Origin of the sequence: Cyclobacterium jeungdonense, assembly GCF_010994275.1 — a bacterium.
GTDB lineage: Bacteria > Bacteroidota > Bacteroidia > Cytophagales > Cyclobacteriaceae > Cyclobacterium > Cyclobacterium jeungdonense.
Window position 1 is genome coordinate 278,287 of sequence record NZ_WMCD01000004.1, and the last position, 25,840, is coordinate 304,126.

The 25,840-nt window shown below is 44.7% G+C and carries 23 protein-coding genes; 8 read left to right on the plus strand and 15 right to left on the minus strand.

Going from position 1 to position 25,840, the window contains the following annotated elements; genetic code table 11:
• The 4 genes from pheT to rpsT all read right to left on the minus strand — a co-directional run bounded on the left by pheT (nt 1) and on the right by rpsT (nt 4,192).
• Nucleotides 1-2,412 (minus strand): phenylalanine--tRNA ligase subunit beta, encoded by a 2,412-nt coding sequence (gene pheT, locus GKS34_RS10735; protein WP_163384814.1) that lies wholly within the window; start codon nt 2,410-2,412, stop codon nt 1-3.
• Nucleotides 2,413-2,466: 54 nt separating this feature from the next.
• Nucleotides 2,467-3,084 carry a DUF1684 domain-containing protein gene (locus GKS34_RS10740; protein WP_163384815.1) on the minus strand — a complete coding sequence of 206 codons (618 nt, stop codon included), beginning with the start codon at nt 3,082-3,084 and terminating at the stop codon, nt 2,467-2,469.
• A 6-nt stretch (nt 3,085-3,090) separates the two neighbouring features.
• Complete coding sequence (gene radC / locus GKS34_RS10745; protein WP_163384816.1) at nt 3,091-3,786, minus strand: RadC family protein; 696 nt, start codon at nt 3,784-3,786, stop codon at nt 3,091-3,093.
• 154 nt (nt 3,787-3,940) lie between these two features.
• A complete protein-coding gene (gene rpsT, locus GKS34_RS10750) occupies nt 3,941-4,192 on the minus strand; it encodes a 30S ribosomal protein S20 (protein WP_162417117.1) in 252 nt (83 codons plus the stop codon).
• A 156-nt stretch (nt 4,193-4,348) separates the two neighbouring features.
• Between rpsT and GKS34_RS10755 the strand changes: the two genes are divergently transcribed.
• A complete protein-coding gene (locus GKS34_RS10755) occupies nt 4,349-5,416 on the plus strand; it encodes a zinc dependent phospholipase C family protein (protein ID WP_163384817.1) in 1,068 nt (355 codons plus the stop codon).
• On the opposite strand, the gene GKS34_RS10760 is transcribed toward GKS34_RS10755, so the two are convergent.
• The gene (locus tag GKS34_RS10760) at nt 5,307-6,638 is read right to left on the minus strand and encodes a pyridoxal phosphate-dependent aminotransferase (protein WP_163384973.1); all 1,332 of its coding nucleotides are present in this window, start codon (nt 6,636-6,638) and stop codon (nt 5,307-5,309) included. The genes GKS34_RS10755 and GKS34_RS10760 overlap by 110 nt on opposite strands.
• A 214-nt stretch (nt 6,639-6,852) precedes the next feature.
• A complete protein-coding gene (gene ettA, locus GKS34_RS10765) occupies nt 6,853-8,532 on the minus strand; it encodes an energy-dependent translational throttle protein EttA (RefSeq protein WP_163384818.1) in 1,680 nt (559 codons plus the stop codon).
• Nucleotides 8,533-8,662: 130 nt separating this feature from the next.
• Here ettA and GKS34_RS10770 point away from each other — a divergent pair, with 130 nt between their 5' ends.
• Together GKS34_RS10770 and GKS34_RS10775 are read left to right on the plus strand one after the other, a co-directional pair.
• Nucleotides 8,663-9,913 carry a DUF349 domain-containing protein gene (locus tag GKS34_RS10770; protein ID WP_163384819.1) on the plus strand — a complete coding sequence of 417 codons (1,251 nt, stop codon included), beginning with the start codon at nt 8,663-8,665 and terminating at the stop codon, nt 9,911-9,913.
• A 77-nt stretch (nt 9,914-9,990) separates the two neighbouring features.
• Entirely contained in the window at nt 9,991-10,212 is a 222-nt protein-coding gene (locus tag GKS34_RS10775; RefSeq protein WP_010855875.1) for a DUF2795 domain-containing protein, read from the plus strand.
• Nucleotides 10,213-10,291: 79 nt separating this feature from the next.
• Here the strand turns inward: GKS34_RS10775 and GKS34_RS10780 are convergent, their stop codons facing one another.
• The 5 genes from GKS34_RS10780 to GKS34_RS10800 form a co-directional block, all read right to left on the minus strand.
• On the minus strand, nt 10,292-11,035 hold the full coding sequence (locus GKS34_RS10780) for a LytR/AlgR family response regulator transcription factor (protein ID WP_163384820.1): 744 nt from the start codon (nt 11,033-11,035) through the stop codon (nt 10,292-10,294).
• A gap of 1 nt (nt 11,036) precedes the next feature.
• Complete coding sequence (locus GKS34_RS10785; RefSeq protein ID WP_163384821.1) at nt 11,037-12,080, minus strand: sensor histidine kinase; 1,044 nt, start codon at nt 12,078-12,080, stop codon at nt 11,037-11,039.
• A 14-nt stretch (nt 12,081-12,094) separates the two neighbouring features.
• Entirely contained in the window at nt 12,095-12,844 is a 750-nt protein-coding gene (locus GKS34_RS10790; protein ID WP_163384822.1) for a LiaF transmembrane domain-containing protein, read from the minus strand.
• Nucleotides 12,845-12,951: 107 nt separating this feature from the next.
• Nucleotides 12,952-13,650 carry a 2-C-methyl-D-erythritol 4-phosphate cytidylyltransferase gene (locus GKS34_RS10795; RefSeq protein ID WP_163384823.1) on the minus strand — a complete coding sequence of 233 codons (699 nt, stop codon included), beginning with the start codon at nt 13,648-13,650 and terminating at the stop codon, nt 12,952-12,954.
• Nucleotides 13,651-13,658: 8 nt separating this feature from the next.
• Nucleotides 13,659-14,306 carry a metal-dependent transcriptional regulator gene (locus GKS34_RS10800; protein ID WP_163384824.1) on the minus strand — a complete coding sequence of 216 codons (648 nt, stop codon included), beginning with the start codon at nt 14,304-14,306 and terminating at the stop codon, nt 13,659-13,661.
• A 204-nt stretch (nt 14,307-14,510) separates the two neighbouring features.
• Between GKS34_RS10800 and GKS34_RS10805 the strand changes: the two genes are divergently transcribed.
• On the plus strand, nt 14,511-15,329 hold the full coding sequence (locus tag GKS34_RS10805) for a ZIP family metal transporter (RefSeq protein ID WP_163384825.1): 819 nt from the start codon (nt 14,511-14,513) through the stop codon (nt 15,327-15,329).
• Nucleotides 15,330-15,340: 11 nt separating this feature from the next.
• Here GKS34_RS10805 and GKS34_RS10810 read toward each other — a convergent pair whose 3' ends face one another.
• Both GKS34_RS10810 and GKS34_RS10815 read right to left on the minus strand, forming a co-directional pair.
• The gene (locus GKS34_RS10810) at nt 15,341-16,321 is read right to left on the minus strand and encodes a 2-hydroxyacid dehydrogenase (protein WP_163384826.1); all 981 of its coding nucleotides are present in this window, start codon (nt 16,319-16,321) and stop codon (nt 15,341-15,343) included.
• Nucleotides 16,322-16,545: 224 nt separating this feature from the next.
• Nucleotides 16,546-17,613, minus strand: coding sequence for a M42 family metallopeptidase (locus GKS34_RS10815; RefSeq protein ID WP_163384827.1), 1,068 nt, complete (start codon nt 17,611-17,613; stop codon nt 16,546-16,548).
• Between the two features lie 454 nt (nt 17,614-18,067).
• Between GKS34_RS10815 and GKS34_RS10820 the strand changes: the two genes are divergently transcribed.
• The 3 genes from GKS34_RS10820 to GKS34_RS10830 all read left to right on the plus strand — a co-directional run bounded on the left by GKS34_RS10820 (nt 18,068) and on the right by GKS34_RS10830 (nt 21,447).
• Nucleotides 18,068-19,033, plus strand: a complete 966-nt coding sequence (locus tag GKS34_RS10820) for a Ppx/GppA phosphatase family protein (protein ID WP_163384828.1) — start codon at nt 18,068-18,070, stop codon at nt 19,031-19,033.
• A gap of 76 nt (nt 19,034-19,109) precedes the next feature.
• Nucleotides 19,110-20,192 carry an Ldh family oxidoreductase gene (locus GKS34_RS10825; protein WP_163384829.1) on the plus strand — a complete coding sequence of 361 codons (1,083 nt, stop codon included), beginning with the start codon at nt 19,110-19,112 and terminating at the stop codon, nt 20,190-20,192.
• Between the two features lie 4 nt (nt 20,193-20,196).
• Nucleotides 20,197-21,447: an NRAMP family divalent metal transporter gene (locus GKS34_RS10830; protein ID WP_163384830.1), complete on the plus strand. Its 1,251-nt coding sequence runs from the start codon at nt 20,197-20,199 to the stop codon at nt 21,445-21,447.
• A gap of 130 nt (nt 21,448-21,577) precedes the next feature.
• On the opposite strand, the gene GKS34_RS10835 is transcribed toward GKS34_RS10830, so the two are convergent.
• Nucleotides 21,578-22,315: a DUF4397 domain-containing protein gene (locus GKS34_RS10835; RefSeq protein ID WP_163384831.1), complete on the minus strand. Its 738-nt coding sequence runs from the start codon at nt 22,313-22,315 to the stop codon at nt 21,578-21,580.
• Between the two features lie 360 nt (nt 22,316-22,675).
• Here GKS34_RS10835 and GKS34_RS10840 point away from each other — a divergent pair, with 360 nt between their 5' ends.
• Nucleotides 22,676-22,876 (plus strand): hypothetical protein, encoded by a 201-nt coding sequence (locus GKS34_RS10840; RefSeq protein ID WP_163384832.1) that lies wholly within the window; start codon nt 22,676-22,678, stop codon nt 22,874-22,876.
• A 120-nt stretch (nt 22,877-22,996) separates the two neighbouring features.
• Here the strand turns inward: GKS34_RS10840 and GKS34_RS10845 are convergent, their stop codons facing one another.
• A complete protein-coding gene (locus tag GKS34_RS10845) occupies nt 22,997-25,798 on the minus strand; it encodes a cation-translocating P-type ATPase (RefSeq protein WP_163384833.1) in 2,802 nt (933 codons plus the stop codon).
• Nucleotides 25,799-25,840: the final 42 nt, after the last annotated feature.

The window sequence follows — 25,840 nt, forward strand, 5'->3', positions numbered from 1 at the left end:
TTATTTTCTGATCAATGCCCCCGCATTCTTTTCAAAGGCAGCCATTAATTTGTTCATGGTCTTATCAATCAATTTATCCGTCAGGGTCTGTTGGTCATCCTGAAGGTAAAAACTCAACGCATAGGCCTTCTGATTGGACTCTACTTTATCTCCTTTGTACACATCAAAAACGTTGATCCGCTTTAGAAGCTTCCCTCCGGCCTTATTCGCTATCTGGCGCAACTCCTCAAAACTAACCTGCTGATCAATTACCAACGAAAGATCCCTTCTTACTTCCGGAAATCGCGATATCTCCTTGAATTTCTCTTGCTTTTTAGCCAACCGGACCAACCTATCCCAATCCAATTCTGCGTAAAAAACCTCCTGTTTTACCGATGCCTGTCGCGTTACTGCTTGCTCCAAAAGCCCGATTTTACCGATCTCCTGCTGATTTGTTCGTAATATCAGACCATACGTATAAGGCGTATCCTCAACTATTTCCACCTCTGGAAGCGGTACATTCAGTTTGACTAACAGTGCTTCTACCACCGCATAAAGCTCCGGAAAGCCCACTTCGGTTACCGGATGGATCCAGTTTTCCTTGCTGGAATTTCCTGTAAGAAATAGGGAAAGTCGATTCCCTTCCGCAAAACCTTTAGCCTTTTTAAAATAAACGGTTCCAAACTCAAATAATTTCAAATCTTTTTGACGCCGGTTGATATTGTGTGCCAATACTTCCAGGCCCGTGTAAAGGAGCGTTTGCCGGAGCACATCCAGATCTTCACTCAATTTATTCAGGATCACCACATCCTCTTCAGCGTTTAAGAACCCGGAAGCCGCTGAAAAGGCGGAGCTACTCAGGGAATTGGTGATAATTTCATGGTATCCCATTCCGGCCAGGGTTTCAGAAATTCGGTACTGTAGCTTATTTTGATCCTTTTCCGGATGCTCCGCCAGGTATTCCGACTGGTAGTTCTCTTCCAGAGTAATGGAGTCAAAGCCGTATATTCTTAAGATTTCCTCAATGACATCTGCCTCCCGGGTAACATCCACCCGGTATGGGGGTACCAACGCCAGAAAACCCTCCTCTGTCTCCTGATCCACCCGGATGTCCAGTGATTTAAGGATGGTTTTGATTTCGCTCCGGTCAATCACTGCCCCGATTAGCCGGTCTACGTGGCGGTATTTTACCGGAATCCGGACATCTTCTATCGGCTCAGGATAGTGGTCCACTATACCGGAACTGATTTCTCCTCCGGCCAACTCGCAAATAAGCATGGCGGCTCTTTTCAATGCAAAAACCGGCATGTTCGGGTCGGTACCTCTCTCAAAGCGAAAGGAAGCATCTGTCTTTATTCCATGGTGCTGCGCTCCTTTTCGAATCACATCGGCTCCAAAACAGGCACTTTCCAAAAACAAGGTGGTGGTACTATCTGAAACACCTGAATTCTGTCCTCCGAGAATTCCTGCCATGCAAAGCCCGCCCTTGTTGTCGCAAATCATTAGCTCCTCTCCTGTTAGGATTCTTTCCTTGCCGTCCAGAGTGGTGAATGGCGTGCCTTTCGGTAATTTCCTAACCGTTATTTCCGCTCCACCTATTTTATCAGCATCAAAGCCATGAAGCGGCTGTCCCAAATCATGCAAGATAAAGTTGGTAACGTCTACAAATACGTTTATGGGTTCCAGATCGAGGGCTTTCAAATAATCTTGTAACCACTTGGGAGATGGGATTGCCTTCACTCCACTAATCGTTAGCCCTGCGTATCGGGGACAGTCCTTTTGGTCTTCAACTGTCACCTTAAAAGCGCGGTCCTCACGAGCTACGAAAAATCCCGACACGTCCGGCATTTTGAGGTCTTTGTGCAACAGTGCCTTCAAATCCCTGGCTACTCCCAAATGAGACGCGGCATCCGCACGGTTTGGTGTCAGGCCGATTTCAAGAACTATTGCCTCACTAATTTCAAATAAAGGGGCTACCGGACTCCCATTGGGCAAATCCGTGTCCAACACCAGAATACCTTCATGGCTGGCTCCCAAGCCCAGCTCATCCTCTGCACAAATCATACCTTCCGATACTTCTCCACGAATTTTGGCTTTTTTTATTTCAAAGGAACCGCCATCATTGGGATTAAGTGTGGTACCAACAGTGGCGACAGGCACCTTTTGCCCTTTGGCTACATTCGGTGCGCCACACACAATGGGCAGAATCCGATCTCCCACATCCACCTGGGTAAGACTAAGTTTATCGGCATTGGGGTGTGGTTCACAGCGGATTACCTCCCCGACCACAATCCCTTTCAAGCTTCCCTTTACGGATTCATAGCTCGCAATGCCCTCCACCTCCAGACCAGAGGCTGTCAGTAAATCAGCAATTTCTTCCGGAGATTGGTCAAAAGGTATGTAATCTTTGAGTCTATTGATCGAAATTTTCATTTTTGTAGTTTTGACTAAATGACAAATTTACGATAATTGGCCTCTACTGAAAGGTTATTTATCGTAATTTTTCTCCCCTGCCCGGATCGGGATTTCTAGAATATTTTCCCGGGGAGGGATGGGACAGGCAAAATCAGGATTATAGGCGCAATAGGGATTATAAGCCAGATTAAAGTCTATTGTAATGGATGATTGCCCATCCTGCCGTAAGTTCAGATAACGTCCGCCACCATAGGTCTCATCGGCGGAAGTTTCATCCGCAAAGGCCAGGAAAAAATTCCTCCGATCCATTTCATCTTCTGCCTGCAGCAATAGCAACTTAACGGGTTCGCCCTTCAGGTCGAACACAGCAAAGGAATGCCGGATGTACCGTTCCACGCTTCCGTCGGTCATGGGCACCTCCATTAAGCTTTTATTGGCAACAGGCTCCATCCTCGCCCGGACCTTATAAGCAGGATCAATGGGATAGAAATCAAGTGAATCCAACAAGTCTTTTTGTTCCTCCGTTAGGGGAGAATCCAAGTTGTATTTGAGAAATTTAAATTGACGTTCTCTTTCCGCCTCAATGGTATTTTGATAAAATTCCGGATCCTCGGTTCCGGTAAATGTATACAATAGGGATGCTGTAATCACCAGGGCTACAATTGCCCAAAACACGTTATTTTTATTCATAGTCAATCAAATCATGCCTTCATCTGCGAAGCTAAAATAGCCAACATCCGTGAAAATAACATGATCCAGTACCGGAAGCTCCAGATTTTTACCCACCAGGCACAGCTTTTTAGTTAGGCTAATATCTGCCGCAGAGGGCTTAAGATTGCCTGAGGGATGATTATGCACCAAAATCAAGGCATTGGCCAACTGTTCAATTCCAAATTTAAAAATCAATTTTGGATCGGCAATCGTCGCTGATGTCCCGCCCTGACTAATCAATTGTTTTTTGATGACCAGGTTGCTGCGATTTAGAAAAAGAACATAAAAATACTCTATTGATTCATCCTGTAGTTCCTGGCGCATCAGACGGTAGACATCTGCGGATGAGGTGATTTTTGCCTTTTTCTGTGGATCTGCTTCTTTTCGTCGTCTCCCCAACTCCAAGGCACTGACAATACTGATGGCCTTAGCTTCCCCGATTCCCTTAAACTTTTTCAAGTCATTGACGGATAGTTTAGCCAATTGGGCAAGATCATGGTTGACACTTTTGAGAATATGCCTGGAAAGGTCTACCGCACTTAGATGCTGGGTACCCGAACCAATCAAAATGGCAATTAATTCTGCATCCGATAGATGCGCCTTTCCCCGTAGAAGTAACTTCTCACGAGGACGATCTTCTTCCGCAAGGGCGGAAATACGTATCGACTGGTACTCTTCCATGGTAAAAAATAAGTGGATAAGGGTTGCCCTGTCTGCCTCCTAAATTCATCACTCTTCAATCTAAGGAATACTTTTAAAAAATTTAACGAAAAAGCACAAAAAAACCCTCCCGGATTCTCAGGAGGGCATTATTTTCTTGAAAAAACGCGCTTTTTTAAATAGCGTTTACCAGTTTTGTTAACTTCGACTTTTTGTTGGCCGCATTGTTTTTATGTATGACATTTTTCTTCGCCAGCTTATCGAGCATGGAAGTAACCTGCTTCAACAATTCTTGCGCCTCTGATTTGTCTTCGGTATTTCTCAATTTCTTGATAAACGTCCGGGTGGTTTTGGCCTGATACCTATTCCTCAATCTTTTGGCTTCATTTGCACGAATTCTCTTTAAAGCCGATTTGTGATTTGCCATATGCTATATGATTAACTTTTAGTCCTAGATCTTTATGGATCGCAAATTTAACGGTTTAATTTTTAATTGCAAAACAATTGAATAAATATGGACATGAAAAGGTTTTATATTTTGTACGATTTTTAGTAATTTCATCAAGCGCTACCTCATTTGATTATGAGAATCCTGTTTCTACTAATGGTTTTGCTGTTTTCTTCCACCGGGCTCCGGGCATGGGGATTTTATGCCCACAGACTGATTAATAATCAAGCCGTTTTTTCACTGCCACCTGAATTAATGGTACTATTCAAACCATACCAGGGCTACTTACGGGAAAAGGCAGTAAACCCGGACCGCAGAAGGTATGCTGTCAAAGGGGAAGCTGAAAAGCATTTCATAGACCTGGATGTATACGGTGACAGCGCACTTCAGGTCTTACCCCAGAGCTGGTTCGAGGCCGTAACTCTGATTGGGGAGGACAGCCTTCGCCAATCTGGCATCGCTCCCTGGAGTACTTATCTGACGTACCTACAAATGGTCCGGGCCTTTGAACAAAAAGACACGGAGATCATTCTTCGCCTGGCAGCGGATTTGGGGCATTATCTGGGGGATATTCACGTTCCCTTGCATACCACCAGAAATTACAACGGACAATTCACCGGACAATATGGAATTCATGGCTTTTGGGAGTCACGGCTACCGGAACTTTATGCCGAAAACTACAATTTCTTTGTAGGGAAAGCTGAATACGTATCCAATCCCCAACAAGTGATCTGGCATACGATTGCGCAATCGCATGCCGCGCTGGACTCCGTGCTGGGCTTTGAGGCTATACTAAACGATCGATTTCCCGAGGATAAGAAATACAGTTTTGAAGAAAGAGGTGGCATCAATACCCGGGTTTATTCCCGGGATTTCAGCGAGGCCTATCACCGCATGCTGGCCGGACAGGTCGAACGGCAAATGCGGCAAACCATCAAACTCATTGCTGACTTCTGGTATTCGGCCTGGATTCTAGCCGGCCAGCCTGACTTCGGAGAGGATCCGCCATCCATAGAGAATGAGCCTGATGAAAGCGATAGTACCTTTGTACCGGAGGATCCATCTCTAAAAGTCCGGCAACACGAAACCAGCCTTACGAGTCCACCAGGACATTTTTTGAAGAATTCAGGTAGGTTTTTATACTTCGGGCCAGCCTTTCGAAAGTATTTCGAAAGACGTCCTCGTTTTCTTCTAGTAGGGTAACCCTGAATCCCCTCAAGTCCGAACAAAAGGAACTGACCGGAACCACACAAATTCTTTCAGCTGCAAGCAAATTATACACAAATCGTTTGTCATGAGGCATCTCCTTTTCCTGAAGCCAATGGTCCAGGTACTTTTTGACGCGCTCATCCTGAATGGGCAAAAACTGTTGATGATCCAACACGCCTTCCTCAAAGATGACCGTATTATAAAAAGCCCCTTTGGTTTTATTAAACTTAATACCAGTGACATTACCTAACACTTCTTCCATAATTCTGCTTCGGGTACCGATAGCGGCGTTGGCCGTTTTCCGGTATTCCTGGTAGGCCGGGTGGCTCATGATTTTAGGTATGGCAAGTTGGGGTAAGGTTGTTGAGCAAACCTCTATCATTTTTGCATTTTCCAGGGTAGTACAAAGCTTGGAAAATTCTTCTGAAGTATGTTGATTATAAAACTCCATCCACCCACAGCGTGACCCGGGCCAGGGAAATTCCTTGGAAATACCTTTCAGTGAAATTCCCGGAAGATCATCCCCAAGGATCTCGGCCAGGCTTATGGCTTTGTAGCCGTTGTAGGTGATATTTTGATAAATTTCATCTGCGATTAGAAGGAGTTTGAATTCACGGGCTATTTCCACAAACCGATCCAATACTTCCCTCGGATAAACCATTCCCGTTGGATTATCGGGGTTAATGATCAAAATACCTACAATAGAAGAGTTGTACTTTACCTTATTGTACAAATCCTCCATGTCGGGGTACCAACTATTATCCGGATCCAGGTTATAGGTAATTGGCCGGGTATTGGCATGCGCTGCCTCCGCAGAGCTGTGCGTAGAATAGGCAGGAGATGGACCAATAATTCTGGCCGTTGGAATCAGAAATTGATAGAGCTTTGCTATCCCATCTCCCAGGCCATTAAAAAACAAGATGTCTTCAGGACCGATCCTAACGCCTCCTTTTTGATTATTCAAGCTTGCCAAAAATTTTCGCGTGGCCATCATTCCCTTACTATCTGCATAGCCGTAAGTATGATCGTCCTGAACCAAATCTGCAACAATTTCTTTCATCCATTCCGGGATGGTATTGTTCTTCTGAATGGGATCCCCGATATTTTCCCAGGTAATGGAATATCCCAGCTCTTCGATCATCCTGGCTTTTTTGACAATGCCCCTGATCTCGTAATTCAATTCTCCAGCGCCCGGACGCAATAGCAATTGTCTCATCATAATTTCCCGAAATGTGCTAATCAGACACAAAGAAACAAAAAAGCAAAACAACCTGTATGGGAAAATAAAAAAAAGAGGTGGAACCAATATGTTTCCACCCCCATTCAGTTACCGGGGCATCTTTCATGAAAAGTTCTTGTAAGACCCATAAATTTACAAACCCTGTAAGCTTGCCAATCTTGAAATCCCCGTTTACCGGAAAACCGGAAATTTATTTGAGCTTTTTGTATTTGATCCGCTTCGGCATCACATCGCCCAATCGCTTCTTTTTATTCTCTTCATATTCCGAAAAATTCCCCTCAAACCAATACACGGAACTGTCTCCCTCAAATGCCAGAATATGGGTACAAATTCTATCCAAAAACCAACGGTCGTGAGAAATAATAACGGCACAGCCTCCAAAGTTTTCCAAGGCTTCTTCCAGGGAACGTAGGGTATTCACATCCAGGTCATTGGTGGGCTCATCCAAAAGAAGGAGATTCCCCCCTTTTTTTAGCGTCATTGCAAGGTGCACCCGGTTTCTCTCTCCTCCTGAAAGCACCCCGACCTTCTTTTCCTGGTCGGCCCCTCCGAAATTAAACCGACTAACGTATGCCCTTCCATTTACTTCCTTATTGCCTAAGGGTATAAATTCATTTCCATCGGTGATGGTCTCATAAACGGACTTCTTCGGATCCAGATCATCGTGTTCCTGATCAACGTAGGCGATTTCTACCGTTTCTCCAATTTCAAAATGACCAGCATCGGGTTTTTCTTTACCGGTAATCAAATTGAATAAGGTGGATTTTCCGGCTCCATTTGGGCCTATGACACCCACAATGCCCCCCTGGGGTAAAGAAAAGGTCAGGTCATCAAACAAGAGCTTTTCGCCAAATGCTTTGGACACCCCCTTTACCTCTATGACCTTGCTACCCAGGCGGGGGCCAGGTGGAATGTAGAGTTCCAGTTTGGATTCTTTCTCCTTGGCATCCTCACCTACCAGTTTATCGTAGGCATTTAACCTGGCCTTCCCTTTCGACTGTTTGGCCTTGGGTGACATCCGAATCCATTCCAGTTCCCGTTCCAGTGTTTTCTGCCTTTTGGACTCTGTTTTTTCCTCCTTTTTCAATCTTTCCTGCTTTTGTTCCAGCCAGCTGGAATAGTTTCCTTTCCAGGGAATCCCTTCTCCCCGGTCCAGTTCCAGTATCCATCCGGCCACATTGTCCAGGAAATACCGGTCGTGCGTTACGGCAATGACCGTTCCTTTGTACAGCTTGAGGTGCTGCTCCAGCCAAAGCACAGATTCCGCATCCAGGTGGTTCGTGGGTTCATCCAGCAGCAATACGTCCGGCTCCTGAAGGAGCAAGCGACACAAGGCAACCCTTCTTTTTTCCCCACCGGAAAGGTTTTCAACGATAGCATCCGCGGGAGGTAGCCGCAACGCATCCATGGCTTTATCCAACATGGTTTCCAACTCCCAGGCGTTGGCCGCATCGATCTTTTCCTGAACCTCGCCCTGCTGTTGGATTAATTTATCCATGGCATCGGGGTCGTCCATTACCGCCGGGTCCATGAATTTTTCGTTTATTGTTTCAAAATCTTTGAGGAGCTGAATGGTAGCGGCAACGGCTTCCTCCACAATTTCTTTTACCGTTTTGGAAGGATCCAGTTCAGGCTCCTGTTCAAGCATGCCCACCGAATAGCCGGGCGACCATACTACTTCCCCCTGATACTCTGAATCCTTCCCTGCAATAATGCGAAGCAGGGAGCTTTTTCCTGAGCCGTTAAGGCCCAGCACGCCAATTTTGGCCCCATAAAAAAACGAGAGGTAGATCTCTTTTAGTACTTTCTTCTGCGGGGGGTATATTTTTGACACCCCTGCCATAGAAAAAATTATTTTTTCGTTACTCATGGTTCTTTTGCGTTTAATTCAATCAACAAAGATGGTAAAAAATCCGCTTTCTTAGGATAAATGAAGCATTATTAATTAATTTGCAGAAATTGGAAAAACCACTTCAGAATTACAACCAACCTTGCTGATCATGACGGAGCATCCCTATGGATATATAAAAGAGGACAAAATTTACTTGAAAGGATTTTTGGGCCAGGAAGACCGTGCCATCGGAGAGGTGAAGGAGGATGAAGCTTCCACCATTCGCTATTTCGAAGACAGGTACGAAACTATCAAGCAAAAGGTAGAAAAGCTCAAAAAAGACATTGCGGAAAACCAAAACAAAGGTTCATTCCTGATGAAATTGATCCACCTCAAAAACGCTCTCATGAGCTATGATGGTTTGGGAGATTTTCCAGCCCTGATCCGGGAACTTGAAGAACAGGAAGCATTCCTGGAAGAAATAATTCAGTCTAACCGGCAAAAAAATCTGGAAATAAAAAAAGCGCTGATAGAAGAAGCAGACGCCATTAAGAATAGTACGGACTGGAAAGAAGCTTCCGAAGCCTTCAAAGAGTTAAAATTAAAATGGCTTAAAACAGGACCGGTAGAAAAAGAAGTTCAGGATGATATTGAGAAAGAATTTCAGGATATACTAGACGTATTTTACGGCAACCGAAAAAACTTTTTTGATGGATTGGCTCTGCAGGCAGAGCAGAATATTAAGGTATATGAAAGCCTACTCGAGCAAGCAAGAGAAGCCCACGATCTACCTGATGCAAAAACAGCCTTTGAAATCAGTAAGAAAATTCAAAAACAATGGAAGGCCTCCGGAAGAGTGCCGGCAGCCAAGAGACAACCCATATGGGACGAGTTTTCCAAGTTAAATAACCGTATCTTTAGTCGCTTCAAGCGGGTGAGTCAAAACACACCTAGTCTCAGCCCGGGCCTAATGATTAAGAAAATTGAGAAGTTAGCAGAAGAGATGAAAGTACTTTCCAGGGGAAAGATAGATGACACCAAGCTGGCGCAGGCTAAAAGGCTACAAGCTGAGTGGAAGAAACTTCCCCCAAAAAAACCAAGAAACGCACAACAAAGTATTGGCTCCTTCGTATTCTTTTCAGAAATCGTATTCGAGAAGTCCTTTCTGGACAAATTGTGTCATTCCAAGTATCCGGATTTTGATGCGAAAGCCCCAGAAGAACAAGTCACTATAAAATCCGGGCTGTTAAAAGATCTGATCGCGAGGGACCAGCGGGAGTTGAACACGGTCAAAGAAAACACAGAAAATTTCAGGACCCAGGAAAGTGATTTTGATCAAATGATGCGAAGAAAAATCGCTGCCCATAAACGAAAAGTGGACGTTAAAAACCACATATTAAAAGAACTTACAAACAATTGAAACGTAATCGTTTGTGTTTTAAAAAGAATTTCTATTTTTGCACCCCGTTCAAGGGGACGTTTAAATTTGTGTAGACTATGTATTGGACTTTAGAACTTGCCTCCTATTTGGAAGACGCTCCGTGGCCTGCCACTAAAGATGAGTTAATTGACTTTGCTATCCGGTCAGGAGCACCTTTAGAGGTAGTAGAAAACCTTCAGGAGCTGGAAGACGATGGCGAACCTTATGAAAACATAGAGGAAATCTGGCCGGATTATCCGACCAAAGATGATTTCTTCTTTAACGAAGACGAATATTAACCCAAAAGCCTTCCACCGCGGAAGGCTTTTCCATTTTTTCCCAAATCAGTAGTTACGTCCGTCCACTTTATTCCTGCAATTAAATCCGCAAGGTTTTTCTTAATTTGCCCATACCCGTTTTGCTTACCGGCAGTTGGGTGCCTTCTTTCAGGTAGACGAGGAAATTTTCTTTCTGAAAAGGTTCGATTTTACTGATCATGGAAACATTCACCATATGAGATCTGTGAATCCTCGCAAATTCTTCTGGATTAAGCACTTTCTCAAAATATCCCATTGTTCCTAATTTCAGGTAGCTCTTACCCTCAGCAACTATCTTTACATAGTCTCCGTCCGCCGAAAAATACGTAATCGTCCCCACAGGCAGGATATGAATTTTAGTGCCTGTTTTGACTACAACCCGCTGCAGATAATCCCGGACCTGAAGGCCCTCACTCACAGCACGAAGCCTGGACGGAAATCCGGAGGGGTCCTGAACTTCTCTACTGACCTTTTCCAGCGCCTGCTTTAATCGTTCCTTTGAAAACGGCTTTAATAAATAATCGATGGCTTGCTGATCAAACGCTTGAATGGCATAGGTATCGTAAGCAGTGGTAAAAATTACCTTTGGAGGCTCATCCAAAAGTTCCAGTAATTCAAACCCGTTGATTTTCGGCATTTCAATGTCCAAAAATAAAAGCTCGGGCTTTGTTTCTGCGATACCCTTAAACCCTTCAAAACCATCCTGAAAAGCGCCCACGACCTCAAAATCCGTGAATTCGGCCAGGTAATCAGCCAACAGCTCTCTGGCCAGCGGTTCGTCATCAATAATTACACATCGTATCATATCAGCTAGTTTGAGGGATTTTAATACTTGCACTGAAAACCCCAGCTGAATTCCGAAGCATCAGCAAGTCCTTTCTTCCAAAAATAAGAAATAACCTTCTTTCCAAACTCTCCAAGCCAAATCCGGTTCCAGAGGCCTTCCCCGGTTGATTGTCAGTAGGGTTTTGCACCGTTACTTCCAGGTGATGCCGTTCCTTTCTTGCCTCAATGCGAATCAGGATGTCACCCGTTACACCGTACAAGCCATGCTTTACGGCATTTTCAACCAACGTCTGAATTAGAAGGGAAGGCAATTTCAATTGGTCTGCTTCGGCTGGAACTACTAATTCGTACTTTAGGCGATGACCAAACCTGATTTTCTCTAGCTCCAGGTACTGCCCGATAACCTTCATCTCCCTGGTTAAGTTTTCCCATTTCTTTGGATCTTTATTCAGGTTTTCCCTGTAAAAATCAGCAAGCCCCTGTACCATTTCCCTGGCTTTTTCGGGCTGCCTTGCCAGCAAGGCATTGATCGAATTCAGACTGTTAAACAAAAAATGGGGTTGCATCTGTTGCCGCAGGTAATGCAGCTCTGCATCGGTAGAAAGTTTTTGGCGCAACTCTCCCTGCTGCATCATCTGAAACTCTTTGATGGACGTTTTGCTGTATAAAATAATCAATCCCGCCAAATGAAACAACAATAGCCCAACGATAACCCTTAACGGAAGCGATTCTTCAAATAGGGGTAAAAATTCCGGATTTCCCAAAAACTCCCCTTTCCAAAGCAACCGACAGGCAAAAACAAGCGCAATGCTTATTACCAAAGAAAACATCAAAGTTGGCCAGGTTCTGAATTTGCCGATGGGATAATAATAAAGAATCAGGTTCAACATAAAAACCCCTAAGCCAAAAGCCAGCGTGCTCATAATAGCATCCTGAATCGCCCATTCCCACTGCTGATGCCAGAAAAAGGAACAAGCCAGGATGCCAGCAAAAACCAACAGCAGGAAAGCCACGTGATCCAGTGGCTCGCCTGTTAGCTTATGGATTTTTAGTTGGTTTTCCATCGTGAATCAGCTGATTAATAGGAAGAAATCTCTATCCCTCCGAAAATGACCGAACCTGTAATCACCAACCTTTTTTGAGGATCTTGGGTGGCCTGGTGGAAGTGGCGTTTGTCTTCGACTCCTGCAGCGAGGTTACTTACTCCCAACTGTACGTCCCAATGAGGCGGGACAATAAGCTTAACCCCCCCAAATACAACAGAAACCTTTAGAACGGCCTGATCTTGAATATCTGCATGCATCAAATCGATGTCGGAGCCTCCAAATACCGTCGTAATCTCTCCTCCTTTAAAATCTTTGGACATGACTTTGCGCTTAAGACCACAAAACAAGGCCTCCACATTGAGATAATCCGAATTTTCTTTATTCACCCCTTCCGGATCATTTCCCGTTCTGAGTTTTTTTTCCCACTTATCATAATTTCCCTCCCAGTCTTTCCAGTTGATCGCCGGGTTTCGGTTCTTTTTAAAAATAATAAACAAACCCAGAAAGATTAGTGCCAGCGGAAAAAGGTAAGGCCCCAGCTCATAAGGCAAATACAGCTTATCCCTTATCAGAAAAAAACCACCGATGATCAATAGCACCACTGACCCGGTATTTTGGAAGCCATTTTTGTAACCGGAATACAATCCGATTGCAATCAGTATCATCGGCCAGGAAAATATCCAACCGGGAATAAATACTCCAACCTGCCTTAAAAGGAGTAATGCGCCTATGACCAAAATCAGCACTCCCAATGCATGATTTCCATTTCGTATGTTTTTCATGGTTTGACTAGTTTAATTTTGAATACAATTTAACAGACAGGTTTAAATGAAAACAGGTCTTATCGGCCAGGTCCACCAGAAAACCGATAAACGACCTGAATTTTCGGTTAAATACTGCCTTCCCGTTTGTTTAGCAGGTAATTCGCAAAATCAAGGTCTTCAGGACTAGTCAACTTGATGTTTTCCGGATTTCCCGGTATCAAGCAAACCTCCCAACCCATGTACTCAAAAACCGTCGCATCATCGGTAAAAATTTCCTTTTCCCCTCCCGAAAATGCCTCTTTTATTTTGGCCAATTGAAAAGTTTGTGGGGTTTGTACCAGTCGAAATTGCCCCCGGTCCCGGAATACGGATTTGTCAGGTCCTTCTATTTCACGAATTGAATCCTTTAGAGGAATCACGGCTATAGCGCTCCCCTTCACTGCTGCGGTTTCATAGCTATGGCGAATCACCTGTCCTCCCACAAAAGGCCGTACCCCATCGTGTATGGCTACCAATCCGGTATTGTCGGAAATACTATCCAGCCCGTTTCTAACACTGGCGAACCTACTCTTGCCCCCTTTCACTAATTGGTGAGGAATGGAAAAGTCATGCTTCTGGCAAAGGTCATCCCAATAGGAAAAATCAGCTTCTGGCAAAACCAAAAGAAGTCGAATAGCTGGGTCAAGAACAAAAAATTGATTCAAGGTATGCATTAATACGGGCTTACCGCCGATGGCCAGATACTGTTTGGCTATTTTAGTCCCCATACGGGTACCTGATCCCCCGGCTACGATGATGGCATACTTGTTTGAAACCTTTTCCATGAAAGAATTTAGCTTACCAGTAGTTTGGAACAAACCAAGGCAGATAATACTTCTCGATGCCCATCATATACTACGGTCATGTTTCTGTCATAAACTTCCATGGCGATTATTTCTACTTCCACTCCCAGGGCCAAATTTTTGCTGTTCAGGTATTTCAAAAACGCATCCGAGGTATGGCCCAGGGCTTTTAGCGTTACCTTTTCTCCCGGCCGACAGTCAGCCAGCATGCGGTATTCCAAGGTAGCTATATGTCCATTTTTATTGGGTATGGGAGAACCGTGAGGATCACGCTGTGGATATCCCAGCAATTCATCCATTCGGTCAAAAAAGACTGGAGATTGTACGTGCTCCAGTTGCTCTGCTATGTCGTGGACTTCCTCCCATCCAAAACCCATTTTCTCTACCAGGTACATTTCTGTTAGCCGGTGCTTTCGAATAATCATGGCTGCCATCTGCCGTCCTTTTTCCGTGATCTTCAGTGGTCTGTACTTTTCGTATTCCAATAAGCCCATGCCAGCTAGTTTTTTTACCATGCTATTGACAGAAGGCAGGCTTACTTCCAAGGCCTGGGCTATTCCCGTAGTATTGACTTCATCTGTGACGATGGCCTGATTAAAAATAACTTTGAGGTAGTTTTCGATGGATTGGCTATTCATTCGCTAAACTTTTCAAACAAAGATAAAAAATAATTGAAATATATTTGTTAGTCAATGCTAACTATTTAAATTTGCCTTAACTAATTACCAAAAATAGTAAAATACTACTTAATTTGACTCATTCGGAGTCCAATATTGAGCATACAATTACCTGATTTGGCAAAACAGGAACCCATTGCAGGTCTTACCCAATCACAACAACGTATGTTAGAAACGATAATCAACTATCTAGAAAGTATATCGGCGGTACAAGCCGCATTGCTGGCCACGCTATTTACCTGGTTTCTGACCGCGGTAGGTGCCGGTTTTGTCTTTTTTTTCAAGCAAATGCATCGTCCGCTGTTGGATGCCATGCTTGGGTTTACGGGTGGCGTCATGGTTGCTGCCAGTTTTTGGAGTCTACTTGCCCCTTCTATCAGTATGAGTGAAGGGGAAGGCTTCGCCAAGGTCATGCCTGCTGCGCTGGGGTTTGTGGGTGGTTCGCTTTTTATATTTCTGCTGGACAAGATTTTACCCCACCTACATGTAAATTTCAAGAAAGCGGAAGGCCTCAAGACCCCTTGGCAGAAAACCACCCTACTGGTATTGGCGATCACCTTACACAACATTCCTGAGGGACTGGCGGTAGGTGTTTTGTTTGGTGGAGCTGCATTGGCGGTACCGGAAGCTACCATCGCGGGAGCGGTAGTACTGGCGTTGGGAATTGGTCTTCAAAACCTACCTGAGGGGATTGCCGTCGCTGTACCACTAAGGCGTATGGGCATGAGCCGCCGAAAGAGTTTTTTCTACGGCCAGTCATCCGCATTGGTAGAACCCATAGCCGGAGTGCTTGGAGCGGCGGCCATATCGACCTTCACCCCTGTACTCCCCTATGCGCTGGCTTTTGCTGCCGGAGCCATGATATTCGTGGTCGTTGAAGAAGTGATCCCTGAAACGCAACAAGATGGAAACACTGATTTGGCAACCATGGGATTTATTGGAGGCTTTACCATTATGATGATCTTGGATGTAGCGTTGGGATAACCCACGGAAAATTATTTTTTTTGATAGACTTCCGGATTTACCGGATAGGGTAATTTTTCTCCTTTTAGTCCAGCCAGGGTATTTTCCACTGCACAGCGCGTCATTGCCTCCCGGGTTTCTTGGGTAGCCGAACCGATGTGGGGAAATATGACCGCATTGTCCATATCCAGGAGAGGGTTTTCCGGAGACATGGGTTCGGGATTGGTGACATCCAACCCTGCTCCCCACAAAATTCCCTTTTGAAGGGCGGCAATCAACTCATCTTCTTTGTGTACTGCTCCCCGAGAGGTATTGACAAAGAGGGCGGTAGGTTTCATTTTTTTAAACTGCTCCATTCCAAACATGCCTTTGGTCTCATCGGTAAGCGCCGTATGCACGGAAACGACATCGCTCTGCGCAAGCAAGGTGTCCAAACTTACCTTCTTTGCCCCAAATGCCTGTTCGGCTTCCGGATTGGTGTTCCGGTTGTGATATAGGATTTTCATATTCCACGATTGGGTACACATGGCTGCCAGCTCGGTTCCTATTCTTCCCAATCCGACTATTCCAAGCGTTTTACCGGCCAGGTCAATCCCAAGTCCCTCTGTAGGCTGCGATATTCCCCAGTTTCCTTTCTTAATTTTTTTGTGATGATAGAGCGCCCTGCGTGCGACGGTAAGCATGAGCAAAAGGGCCGTTTCGGCAGTGGCTTTGTTTAATACGTTTGGCGTGTTCCCTACAGGTATCCCCTGCTCGGTGGCGGCTGCAATGTCTACGCCATCAAATCCCACCGAATGCAGAGCAACTACTTTCAGATGTCGGCATTGATGAAAAAAATCAGCATCCAAGCCGGCCTGCCCGGCACTAATAAATGCATCGTGACCTTTGCAAAATTGAATGGCCTGTCCCCTGTCTAAAATGGGTCTTTCCTTCCAAACGGTGTAATCCACACCCGCTTCTTCCAGCATTTGGTACCCAACGGCTGGAATGACTTTATTGATAAATACTTTCATCTGTTTATATTTTTTTTTCAGCGGTCATAACCTGTCCCGCACCAACGGTCGGGATAGCCTGTCCCGATCCTGAATCGGGAGAATCTCGCATGACTGATAATCATCCCACTGTGTGACGTTTTCGTCATGCTCGATTTTATATACAAAAGAGAGCAGCACCCGAAGCTCCGCCAACTGTAATAGCTAGACGCCTGCTGACAAGACTAGGGGTACTTGTTTACCACCTATTTTACGTACCTAAAATCAAATTTTTGATCGAAATCCTGTAAAAATCCCATAATCAGGGTTATGACATTTTCAATATCACGTTTACTTGCTGTCTCCACCGTGGTATGCATGTATTTAAGCGGAAGGGAAATAAGAGCAGAAGGAACCCCTCCATTGGAATAGGCAAATGCATCCGTGTCGGTACCAGTACTCCGAGATGATGCGGACCGCTGGAATGGAATCTCTCTTCTTCTTGCACTTTCGATGATCAGATCCAGGAGCTTTTTGTGAACCGCCGCGCCGCAGGTCAGTACCGGTCCATTCCCAGCGGTATAATCCCCACTTGTAATTTTATTATACATCGGGGCCGTAGTATCGTGGCAAACATCGGTAATGATTGCCACATTGGGTTTGATACGGTCAGCAATCATCTCCGCTCCTCTCAATCCAATTTCCTCCTGCACCGCATTGACCACATAAAGCCCGAAGGGTAAGTCCACCTTGTCCTGACTAATCTTCCGTACCACTTCGGCAATCATGTATCCTCCGATCCGGTTATCCAGCGCCCTTCCAGAATAAAACTTATTATTCAGGTCCGCCAATTCATCTTTGAAGGTAACCACGCATCCTACGTGGATTCCCATTTCCAAAACTTCCTCCTTGGTGCGAGCTCCCACGTCTATGAAAATATTGTCCATTTTAGGCGCCTCTTCCTTGGCTTTATCCCTTACATGGATAGCCGGCCAACCAAACACTCCAGGCACTACCTTTTCATCCGTGTGAATATTTACCCGCATGGATGGAGCGATCATGTGGTCCGATCCCCCGTTTCGGATTACATAAATGTATCCTTCTGGTGTAATGTAATTCACAAACCAACTGATTTCATCCGCGTGCGCTTCTATGACCACCTTAAATTCAGCCTTTGGATTGATCACCCCTACAGCTGTGCCGTAAGCATCCGTGAAATAATCGTCTACATAAGGCCGGATATAATCCAACCAGATTTGTTGGCCAGGAGCCTCATAACCGGTAGGTGATGCATTGTTAAGGTATTCATAAAGGAATTTTTCGTTTGTATTCATAGCTTTTATTATCAACCGCAATTCAATGATTGTTTTTTCATGATCCGGGATTCCGGATCCTTAAAGGGATAAAATTACGGATAAGATGGGGTTGAAAAAAACCGGTGCCTGAATAATCTGGTTTTATGAATAAAATATTAATCAGGAACGCCTATCAAATACGATTCTCAATGGTTTTGTCGTCGCCTGCCTGGGATTCGTCTCACCCCTCGGGCCCGGCTGTTTTTAATACGCCTTTTTTAATCGGTTGGCAGTAGTAATCGTAATTGGCATAAGGAATCGTTACCCTCTAACGGGGGAAAATCTGTCTTTTTCTGCAGCTTGTCTTACGCAACGATTAGGCTCTAACACAAAAAATCGGCTTTCTTCGCCATTTTTTTTAATATAAAACGTCGGGAAAGGAGGTTTTTAGATAAACTTTATATATTCGCAGAAACTTTTGAAAATCAGGTTCATGAAAAAGAAGGCCGCGGTAATTGACATGGGTACCAATACCTTCCATTTGCTAATGGTGGCATTGGATGAAAAGGGATTTGAAACCCTGTACAAGGAAAAGGTTCCCGTAAAAATCGGGCAGGGAGGAATCAATCAAAACCTCATTCTTCCCGATGCCCAAAAGCGAGCACTTCATACCCTGGATCATTTTAAGCATTTGATCCGCGGGGAGCATATTGACCAGGTATTTGCTTTTGCTACCAGTGCCGTTCGGAATGCTGAAAATGGCGATGTATTTGTACAGAAAATTCACCAGCAAACCGGTTTCACCGTTCAGGTAATTGACGGCGACAGGGAAGCCGAACTAATTTACAAAGGAATACGGATGAGTGGTTGTCTGGATGATTCCAATGCCTTGATGATGGACATTGGAGGCGGATCGGTGGAATTCATCATCGGAAACCGGCATGAAACATACTGGAAAGGGAGTTTTGAAATCGGTGGGCAGCGTATGCTGGACCTCTTTCATCATCAGGATCCCATGTCTCAGGAGGACAGAACCAACTTGACCGAATACCTTTCACAACACCTTAAGCCGCTCTTAGTCGCCATCAGGCAATATCAGCCAAAGCAATTAGTAGGTGCTTCCGGTACGTTTGACACCCTTACCGATATATTTATTGCTTCCACAGAGGAAATTAAAAACAGAGCCATACACAAGCACCTGTTACCCTTGAAGGCTTTTTATGAGATCTCGGATCGACTGATCCAGCTCAACAAAGAAGAACGGCTCCAGATTCCCGGAATGATCTCCATGCGGGTGGACATGATTGTAGTGGCCTCCTGCCTGATCCGCTACATTCTTCGTCAACTCGATAGTGGAGACCTGCTTTGCTCCACCTATTCCTTAAAAGAAGGTGTCTTGGCTGAAATAATGGAACAGGCTGATCGCAATCAGGATGTAACGGTAAACACTCTGGAATAAAAAGAATCAATGTTTCTCAGATCCTGTTACTTTTTGCACTTTTGTACCCGAAAAGTAACCCCTATTCTCTACAGGTATGAATTTTAGTTTCGAACAGTTAGAAAGTTTCACCCAAAAAATCTTACGAAAAATCGGGTGTCCTGAAAAAGATGCAGCTACAGCTGCCCGCGTGCTTTTGTCTGCAGACCTAAGAGGCGTGGATTCTCATGGGGTAGCCCGACTGTCGGGATACGTACGATTATGGGAAGCCAACCGGATCAATCCTGTTCCTAATATGTGCATCGTACACGAAACCCCAAGCACGGCGGTAGTAGACGGGGATGGCGGATTGGGACTTGTAGTCGCCCCCTTTGCGATGCAGGTAGCCATTGATAAGGCTAAAATAGCCGGAACCGGATGGGTATCTGTAAAGAACTCCAACCATTACGGAATCGCTGGTATTCATGCTATGGAAGCGTTAAAGCATGATATGATTGGCATCTCCCTTACCAACGCCAGCCCATTGGTTAGTCCTACTTTTTCCAGGGAACGGATGCTGGGCACTAATCCGATATCCGTGGCTATCCCGGCAAATGAACAACCACCTTTCGTTTTGGATATGGCCACTACCACTGCTGCCAACGGGAAACTTGAAATTTTACAGCGAAAAAAACAAGATGCTCCACTCGGCTGGATACAAGATAGGGATGGGAATCCTACCACAAGTCCGCTTGGAGTCAAAGACGGGGGTGCTTTGTTGCCGCTGGGAGGCGATCGGGAGCATGGCTCTCATAAGGGATACGGTCTGGGATCGGTGGTCGATATTTTTTCAGCTGTGCTTTCCGGAGCCAATTACGGCCCCTGGGTTCCTCCTTTTGTAGCATTTCTGGAACCACACCCTAACCCCGTAGGAGAAGGCCTGGGGCATTTCTTTGGTGCCATGCGTATTGATGCATTCCGACCTGCAGGTGAATTCAAAAAACACATGGACCAATGGATTGGGCGCTTCAGGGAAGCGGAACCGGTGGAAGGGCAGAAAAAGGTATTGATCCCAGGGGATCCGGAGAGGGAATTGGAGGCGGAGCGCAGGCAACATGGAATCCCGTTACTCGAACCTGTTGTCGAAGACCTAAAATCCTTAGGTGATAAACTCGGGGTATCTTGGGATCAGAACGACTAGATATTTGAAAAAAGGGGCCTTTTTCAAAACCCTGGGACCGGGCATTCTCTTTGCGAGCACCGCCATCGGAGTATCCCACCTGGTGCAAAGTACCCGGGCCGGCGCCGAATATGGTTTTGGGCTGCTGGTGTTTATACTTGCGGCCAATCTCTTCAAATGGCCCTTTTTCGAATTTGGTTCTCGCTATGCTTCGGCAACCGGTCGTTCGTTGATCGATGGATATCAGCTGCTCCATCCCTTGTATCTTAAGTTGTATCTGGGCATCAATTTGCTTTCCATGTTTTTTGTAAACGCTGCCGTCACTTTTGTCGCCGCAGGCTTTTTACAGTTTCTTTTTGGAATCGAAGTGCCTGCCGCATATTATTATCTTCCTTCCCTGGCTTTGTTTGCCTTTACCTTCTCCTTTCTGGCTCTTGGCCGATATGCCCTTTTGGATGCTGGGATCAAAATCATCGGGACTTTTATGTTACTCAGCACGCTGCTGGCGTTTTTTATAGCCCTGTTCAGGGGGCCGGAGGAACCCTTGGTTTGGCAACCTTTTCAAACGATACTCAGTCCGGCAACCATCCCTTTTATTATCGGTCTGATGGGTTGGATGCCTTCAGCCATCGACTCATCCACCTGGAACAGCCTGTGGACCACCGAAAGAATAAATCAAAGTGGCTATCAGCCAAGCGTAACTGAAACTGTTTTTGAATTCAATCTGGGCTATTGGATTTCTGCAGGACTGTCCGTGTGCTTCCTCGTTTTGGGAGCTTTCCTATTATACCGAAGCGACCAATCCTTACCCAATGATAACGTAGGGTTTGCTTCTGGAGTGGTGAGTCTGTACGCCAGCAATTTAGGGGCCTGGACTTTCCCTATCATCGCAGGAGCCGGATTCACTATCATGCTTGGAACCTGTATAGGGGTAATGGACGGCTATGCCAGGTCCACGGTAAGAGCGGTGGCCATTTTACATGATAAATCTGAAAACCGTTACCAATACCTTCTTTGGATCGGTTTGATTACTTTGGGAGGCTTTATTACGATCCGCTTTTTTATGACCTCTTTTACCGAGTTGATCAACCTCGCTACAACCATTTCCTTTTTGATTGCACCGATTATTGCTTTTCTCAATTACCGACTGGTATTCAGCGATCACCTGCTTAAACATCAACGGCCAGGCCGGGCGATGCAGATTCTGGCTATCGCAGGTATTGGTTTCCTTACCTTGTTTTCGTTGGGAATGGTGTTTTATTTTCTGGCTTATTGAAATTCCAAAAATCTGGGATGTCTGGGCATGAAATCCGGGGGCTACGATTAAAATCTCCCGATCATAAAAAAACCTGCAACAGGATCTTACCAGCCGCAGGTCTTCTGTTTGAATCAACTAGCTCTTGGTATTAATTATTAATCAACACATCCGCGCTAAGGTTATTGTTATTTCCTGCTGGAGGAGTATTGTAACCTCTGGCTACGATGGTGTATACACCACCAGACCTTAAATTTAAATCAGGAATGGATAGTACTTCGGCACCACCATCCGTCAAGTTAACTTGAAAAGACTGTACACCGCTTTCGACTGTAATAAATTCGGTTGCATCTAAATACGCATTTCCTTCGGTCAGTGTAGTCATGTCATCTTCCATAGTCCTGGTCACATTCACTTCCGGAGAATCAGGAGACAGGTGAACAAAACGCACAGAAGCCTCTCCCGGAGAAATGGACACTTCTTCATCCTCTACCAGCATTGCCTGAATTTCATCGTATTCATTCACATAAAATATGGAATAAGCCGCTCCTGTTTCAAAGGTAAAAGTGGTATCTATCACCACATTGGAGGCATTTACAGGACTTACACGCATGGTTCTTTCCCCGGCGTAGAAGTTGAGATAATTCGTGTAATCCGCGTACCTGAGAGGGTAATAATTGATGCGGCCGTTTTCCATTAAAATATCAAGTGAAGGCGCATTCGGAGAAGCGTGATACAACCCCACGTAGGAAATCTCCGGCAGTGGAACCACGTCGTCGTCGTCGACATCACATCCTGAAATCAGACCAATCATCAATCCCAGAAAAACAGCTGGGATTAATCTGAATTTCTGTAGTTTTTTAACTTTTCTTATCTCTATAAATAACATAATGCTAATTTTGTTTACTATTTAAAATTTATTTGATATTTAGCATTACAAAAACAATCTCCATGCCAAAAATCGCTGTTGGAGGTGTTGACCTATCGCATGGTAGTATCATCTGCACGAATGCTTTTCGGAATTTTCTTTAAGACTTTTATCAAAAAATAGCCCAAACTGGTTGAGCCGCTTAAATTACAAGTAAAGCTCCTATGAATCGGGCTGTTGGCCCATTTTTAATCAACCGAATGGAAATCCTTCAGTGTGGAGGTTTGGTTTTGAAAGCCAGATTAATCTGCTTTAAGCAGAACTATTTTTTTTTCTTCTCAGTTGTATGTGTTGATTAACCAAAATAAAAATTAAATTATTATGGATATTACTAAGAAAGCTAAAGGAGAATTAGAAGATCGTCTTGAAAAAATTGAAGATTTTATCGCTTCGAAAGGAATCGGTTCTACCTATCTTAAAAAAGCACAGAAAACGCAGCGAGATGTCAACCTTGCACTTGTTTTATTGGGAATTGTTACCATTTCCGGACTTGCCTTCTGGATGAACAGCAACGATAAATAAGATTGAATGATTAAACCGCTACGCTTTTTTCGATAATCAAATCCAGGATTCTACTCATCAATTTTTGTAGAAGGATTTGTTTATTGAAGCGTAGTGTTTCATCCCAAATTTTCCCTATTTTTATTTTTTGAACTGTTTGATAATCTGGATGATGACCAATGGCAAAAAGCTGGTCACAGCAATAAGTCCCCATAGCCTTCCCTCCATTTCCTGAAAAGATAGAATTTCACTAACCTGAGGAATAAAAAAAGCCAGAGCCAATAAACTTAAACACAAACCAAGCGCCATCCAGATGTACTTATTCCGGGTAACCTGATTATTAAACATATTTTCTTTTGCTTCTCTCATATTGAATACATGCAATAATTGGGCGAACGCAAGGCTGAAAAAGGCCACGTTATTTGTGATCTCTTCAGGCTCTTCCCATACAAAATGAGCGAAGAAATAGGCTCCAGAGATGCAAAGGGTTAATACCAGCCCATACACGGCAATTTGTATCCAGTTTTCCCGGGTCAAAAGAGGTTCTTTGGGATCTTTTGGGGGAAGTTTCATTATACCCGCGTTACCTTCACCGACTCCTAAGGCCAAAGCGGGAAATACATCCGATAGAAGATTAAGAAAAAGTAACTGAAGGGGTAGGAGCGGTAAAGAAAAAAGGCTGAAACTGACCAAGGCAATGATCAGGATTTCACTGAGATGATAAGACAATTGGTACATGATAAATTTCCGAATATTGCCAAAAATGATGCGGCCCTGCTCTATTGCCTTAACGATGGATCCAAAAGCATCGTCCTTTAGCACCATATCTGAAACCTCTTGTGCCACCTGGGTGCCTCTTTTACCCATTGCGATTCCAATATTAGCCTTTTTTAATGCCGGGGCATCATTGATTCCGTCCCCGGTCATGCCTACTATCTCGCCCTTATCTTGAAAATATTTTATTAGGTTTAGTTTTTGAGAAGGATCCACCCTTGAAAAAATACGGATCGCCGAGAGGAATTCGCTATCCGCTTCTTCCAATTTATTATTTAGATTTTTCCCTGACATGGTCAAGGACTCCTCTTTGCCTTCTTCATTAATCAAACGAACCTGCTCCCCCACGTTTCTGGCTGTTCCAGGGTGGTCGCCTGTTACCATTACCACCCGGATACCTGCTTCTTTGCAGGTGTCCATGGCCTTTGCTACCTCTATTCGGGGCGGATCGATAAAACCGACCAGGCCAATAAAAATCATTTCCTGTAAAAAATCTTCCGCTTCCTTTCCTTCAGGTAACTGATCCAACTCCTTATAGGCAATGGCCAACACCCTCAAACCTTCATCAGCTAGCTCATCGTTTTTTTGGTACCAAAAATCTTTTTCTTCTTCGGAAAAGGATTTTACCTTCCCCTCGATCAAAATTTTTTGAGAACGTCCTATAAGTGCGTGCGCAGCCCCTTTCCCGGCCACATAGTGCGAGTCCTCGTCTTTGTAAACCGCACCCATGACCATGGCTTCGGAATCAAAGGGATCGTGTAACTCTCTTTGCAACTTCCGCAGTTTTTCGAATTGAGGAGCGTCAAATTTTTTAGAAAAGTGGAGCAAGGCTATTTCCAAAGGGTCGCCCTCACCGACTCCACTTTCCTGCTCATCCGACTCGTCCTCCGTTTGATCGTTGATAGGAACGGAAGTGCCCCCATTATTTTGCAAAGATTCGTTGGAATGAACCCTGGCATCGGTAACTTCCTCTAATAGACTGGCATCGTTGGCCAGGACCGCCACTTTAAACGCCTGTTGGAAATTCTCATTCCCACCAGAATCCTCCGACCCACTTAATTTCACCTTGCCATTTTCTGACCAGTCAAACTCTAAGCGCTTTTCTCCCGGAAATACAAAGGTGTTGACAGTGAGTTGGTTTTTTGTGAGGGTACCGGTTTTATCTGTAAAGATGAGGGTAGTTTCCCCTAACGTCTCTACTGCTTCCAGTTTTTTTACGATGACGTTCTTTTTAGCCAATTGTAGCATCCCACGAGCCAGGGCAATACTGGCCACAATGGGCAGACCCTCCGGAATGGCTGCAATGGTCCATGCGATCGAGGTTTGGACGAGCTCGTAGATTTCCGTTCCTGTCAACCAGCCTACAATCAAAAAAGCCATTGCCAGCCCAAGTGTTACGTATATCAGATTTTTCGTCAACCGGGTTAATTTTTTGTTGAGTGGAGTGCTGTCTTTTTCTTGCTCCCCTACAAGTGCTGAAATATTTCCCAACTCCGTCTGCATTCCGGTCCCATAAACCACCATTTTCCCGGTACCCGTTGTCACGGCCGTGCCTTTGTACAAAATGTTATTTCGGTCGGCTACCTGTTTTTCTGCGTTAGCCTTATCCGGGCTTTTGGTAACAGGTACCGACTCACCTGTGAGAGGAGATTCATCCAGCCCCAGTTCATTAGCAGTTACTAACCTTCCATCCGCAGGCACAAGATCTCCGGATTCCACCAATACGATATCACCAGGGACAATGCCTTCCGCATCTATCGTTGCTTTTCGTCCATTTCGAAGTACCTGGGCCGTGATTTTGTCCATATCCTTCAATGCTTCCATGGACTTTTGCGCCTTGAATTCCATCCAGAAGCCAATGAATGTGTTGACCAGTAACACTACTAAAATAGCAATTCCCTCTGCTACGTCACCAAAAATAAAGGCGAGTGAAGCCGCCGCTGAAAGGAGGTAGATGACAGGGTTATTAATTTGAGATATAAAAATGTGCCAAATGCTTTCTTTCTCTTGATCTTCCAGGATGTTTCGTCCATATTTTTTTTTCCTTTTTTCTACTTCCTCATCAGATAGCCCCATTTCAGGATCTACCTCCCATACATCCAGGACTTCCTCTACCGATTGAAGATAATAATCCTTTTCTTTACTGCCAGATTCTAAAGCCTTTTCCATATGCCGTAACCCTTGTTATTGGTTGGTGGTGTTTGTGTAAAA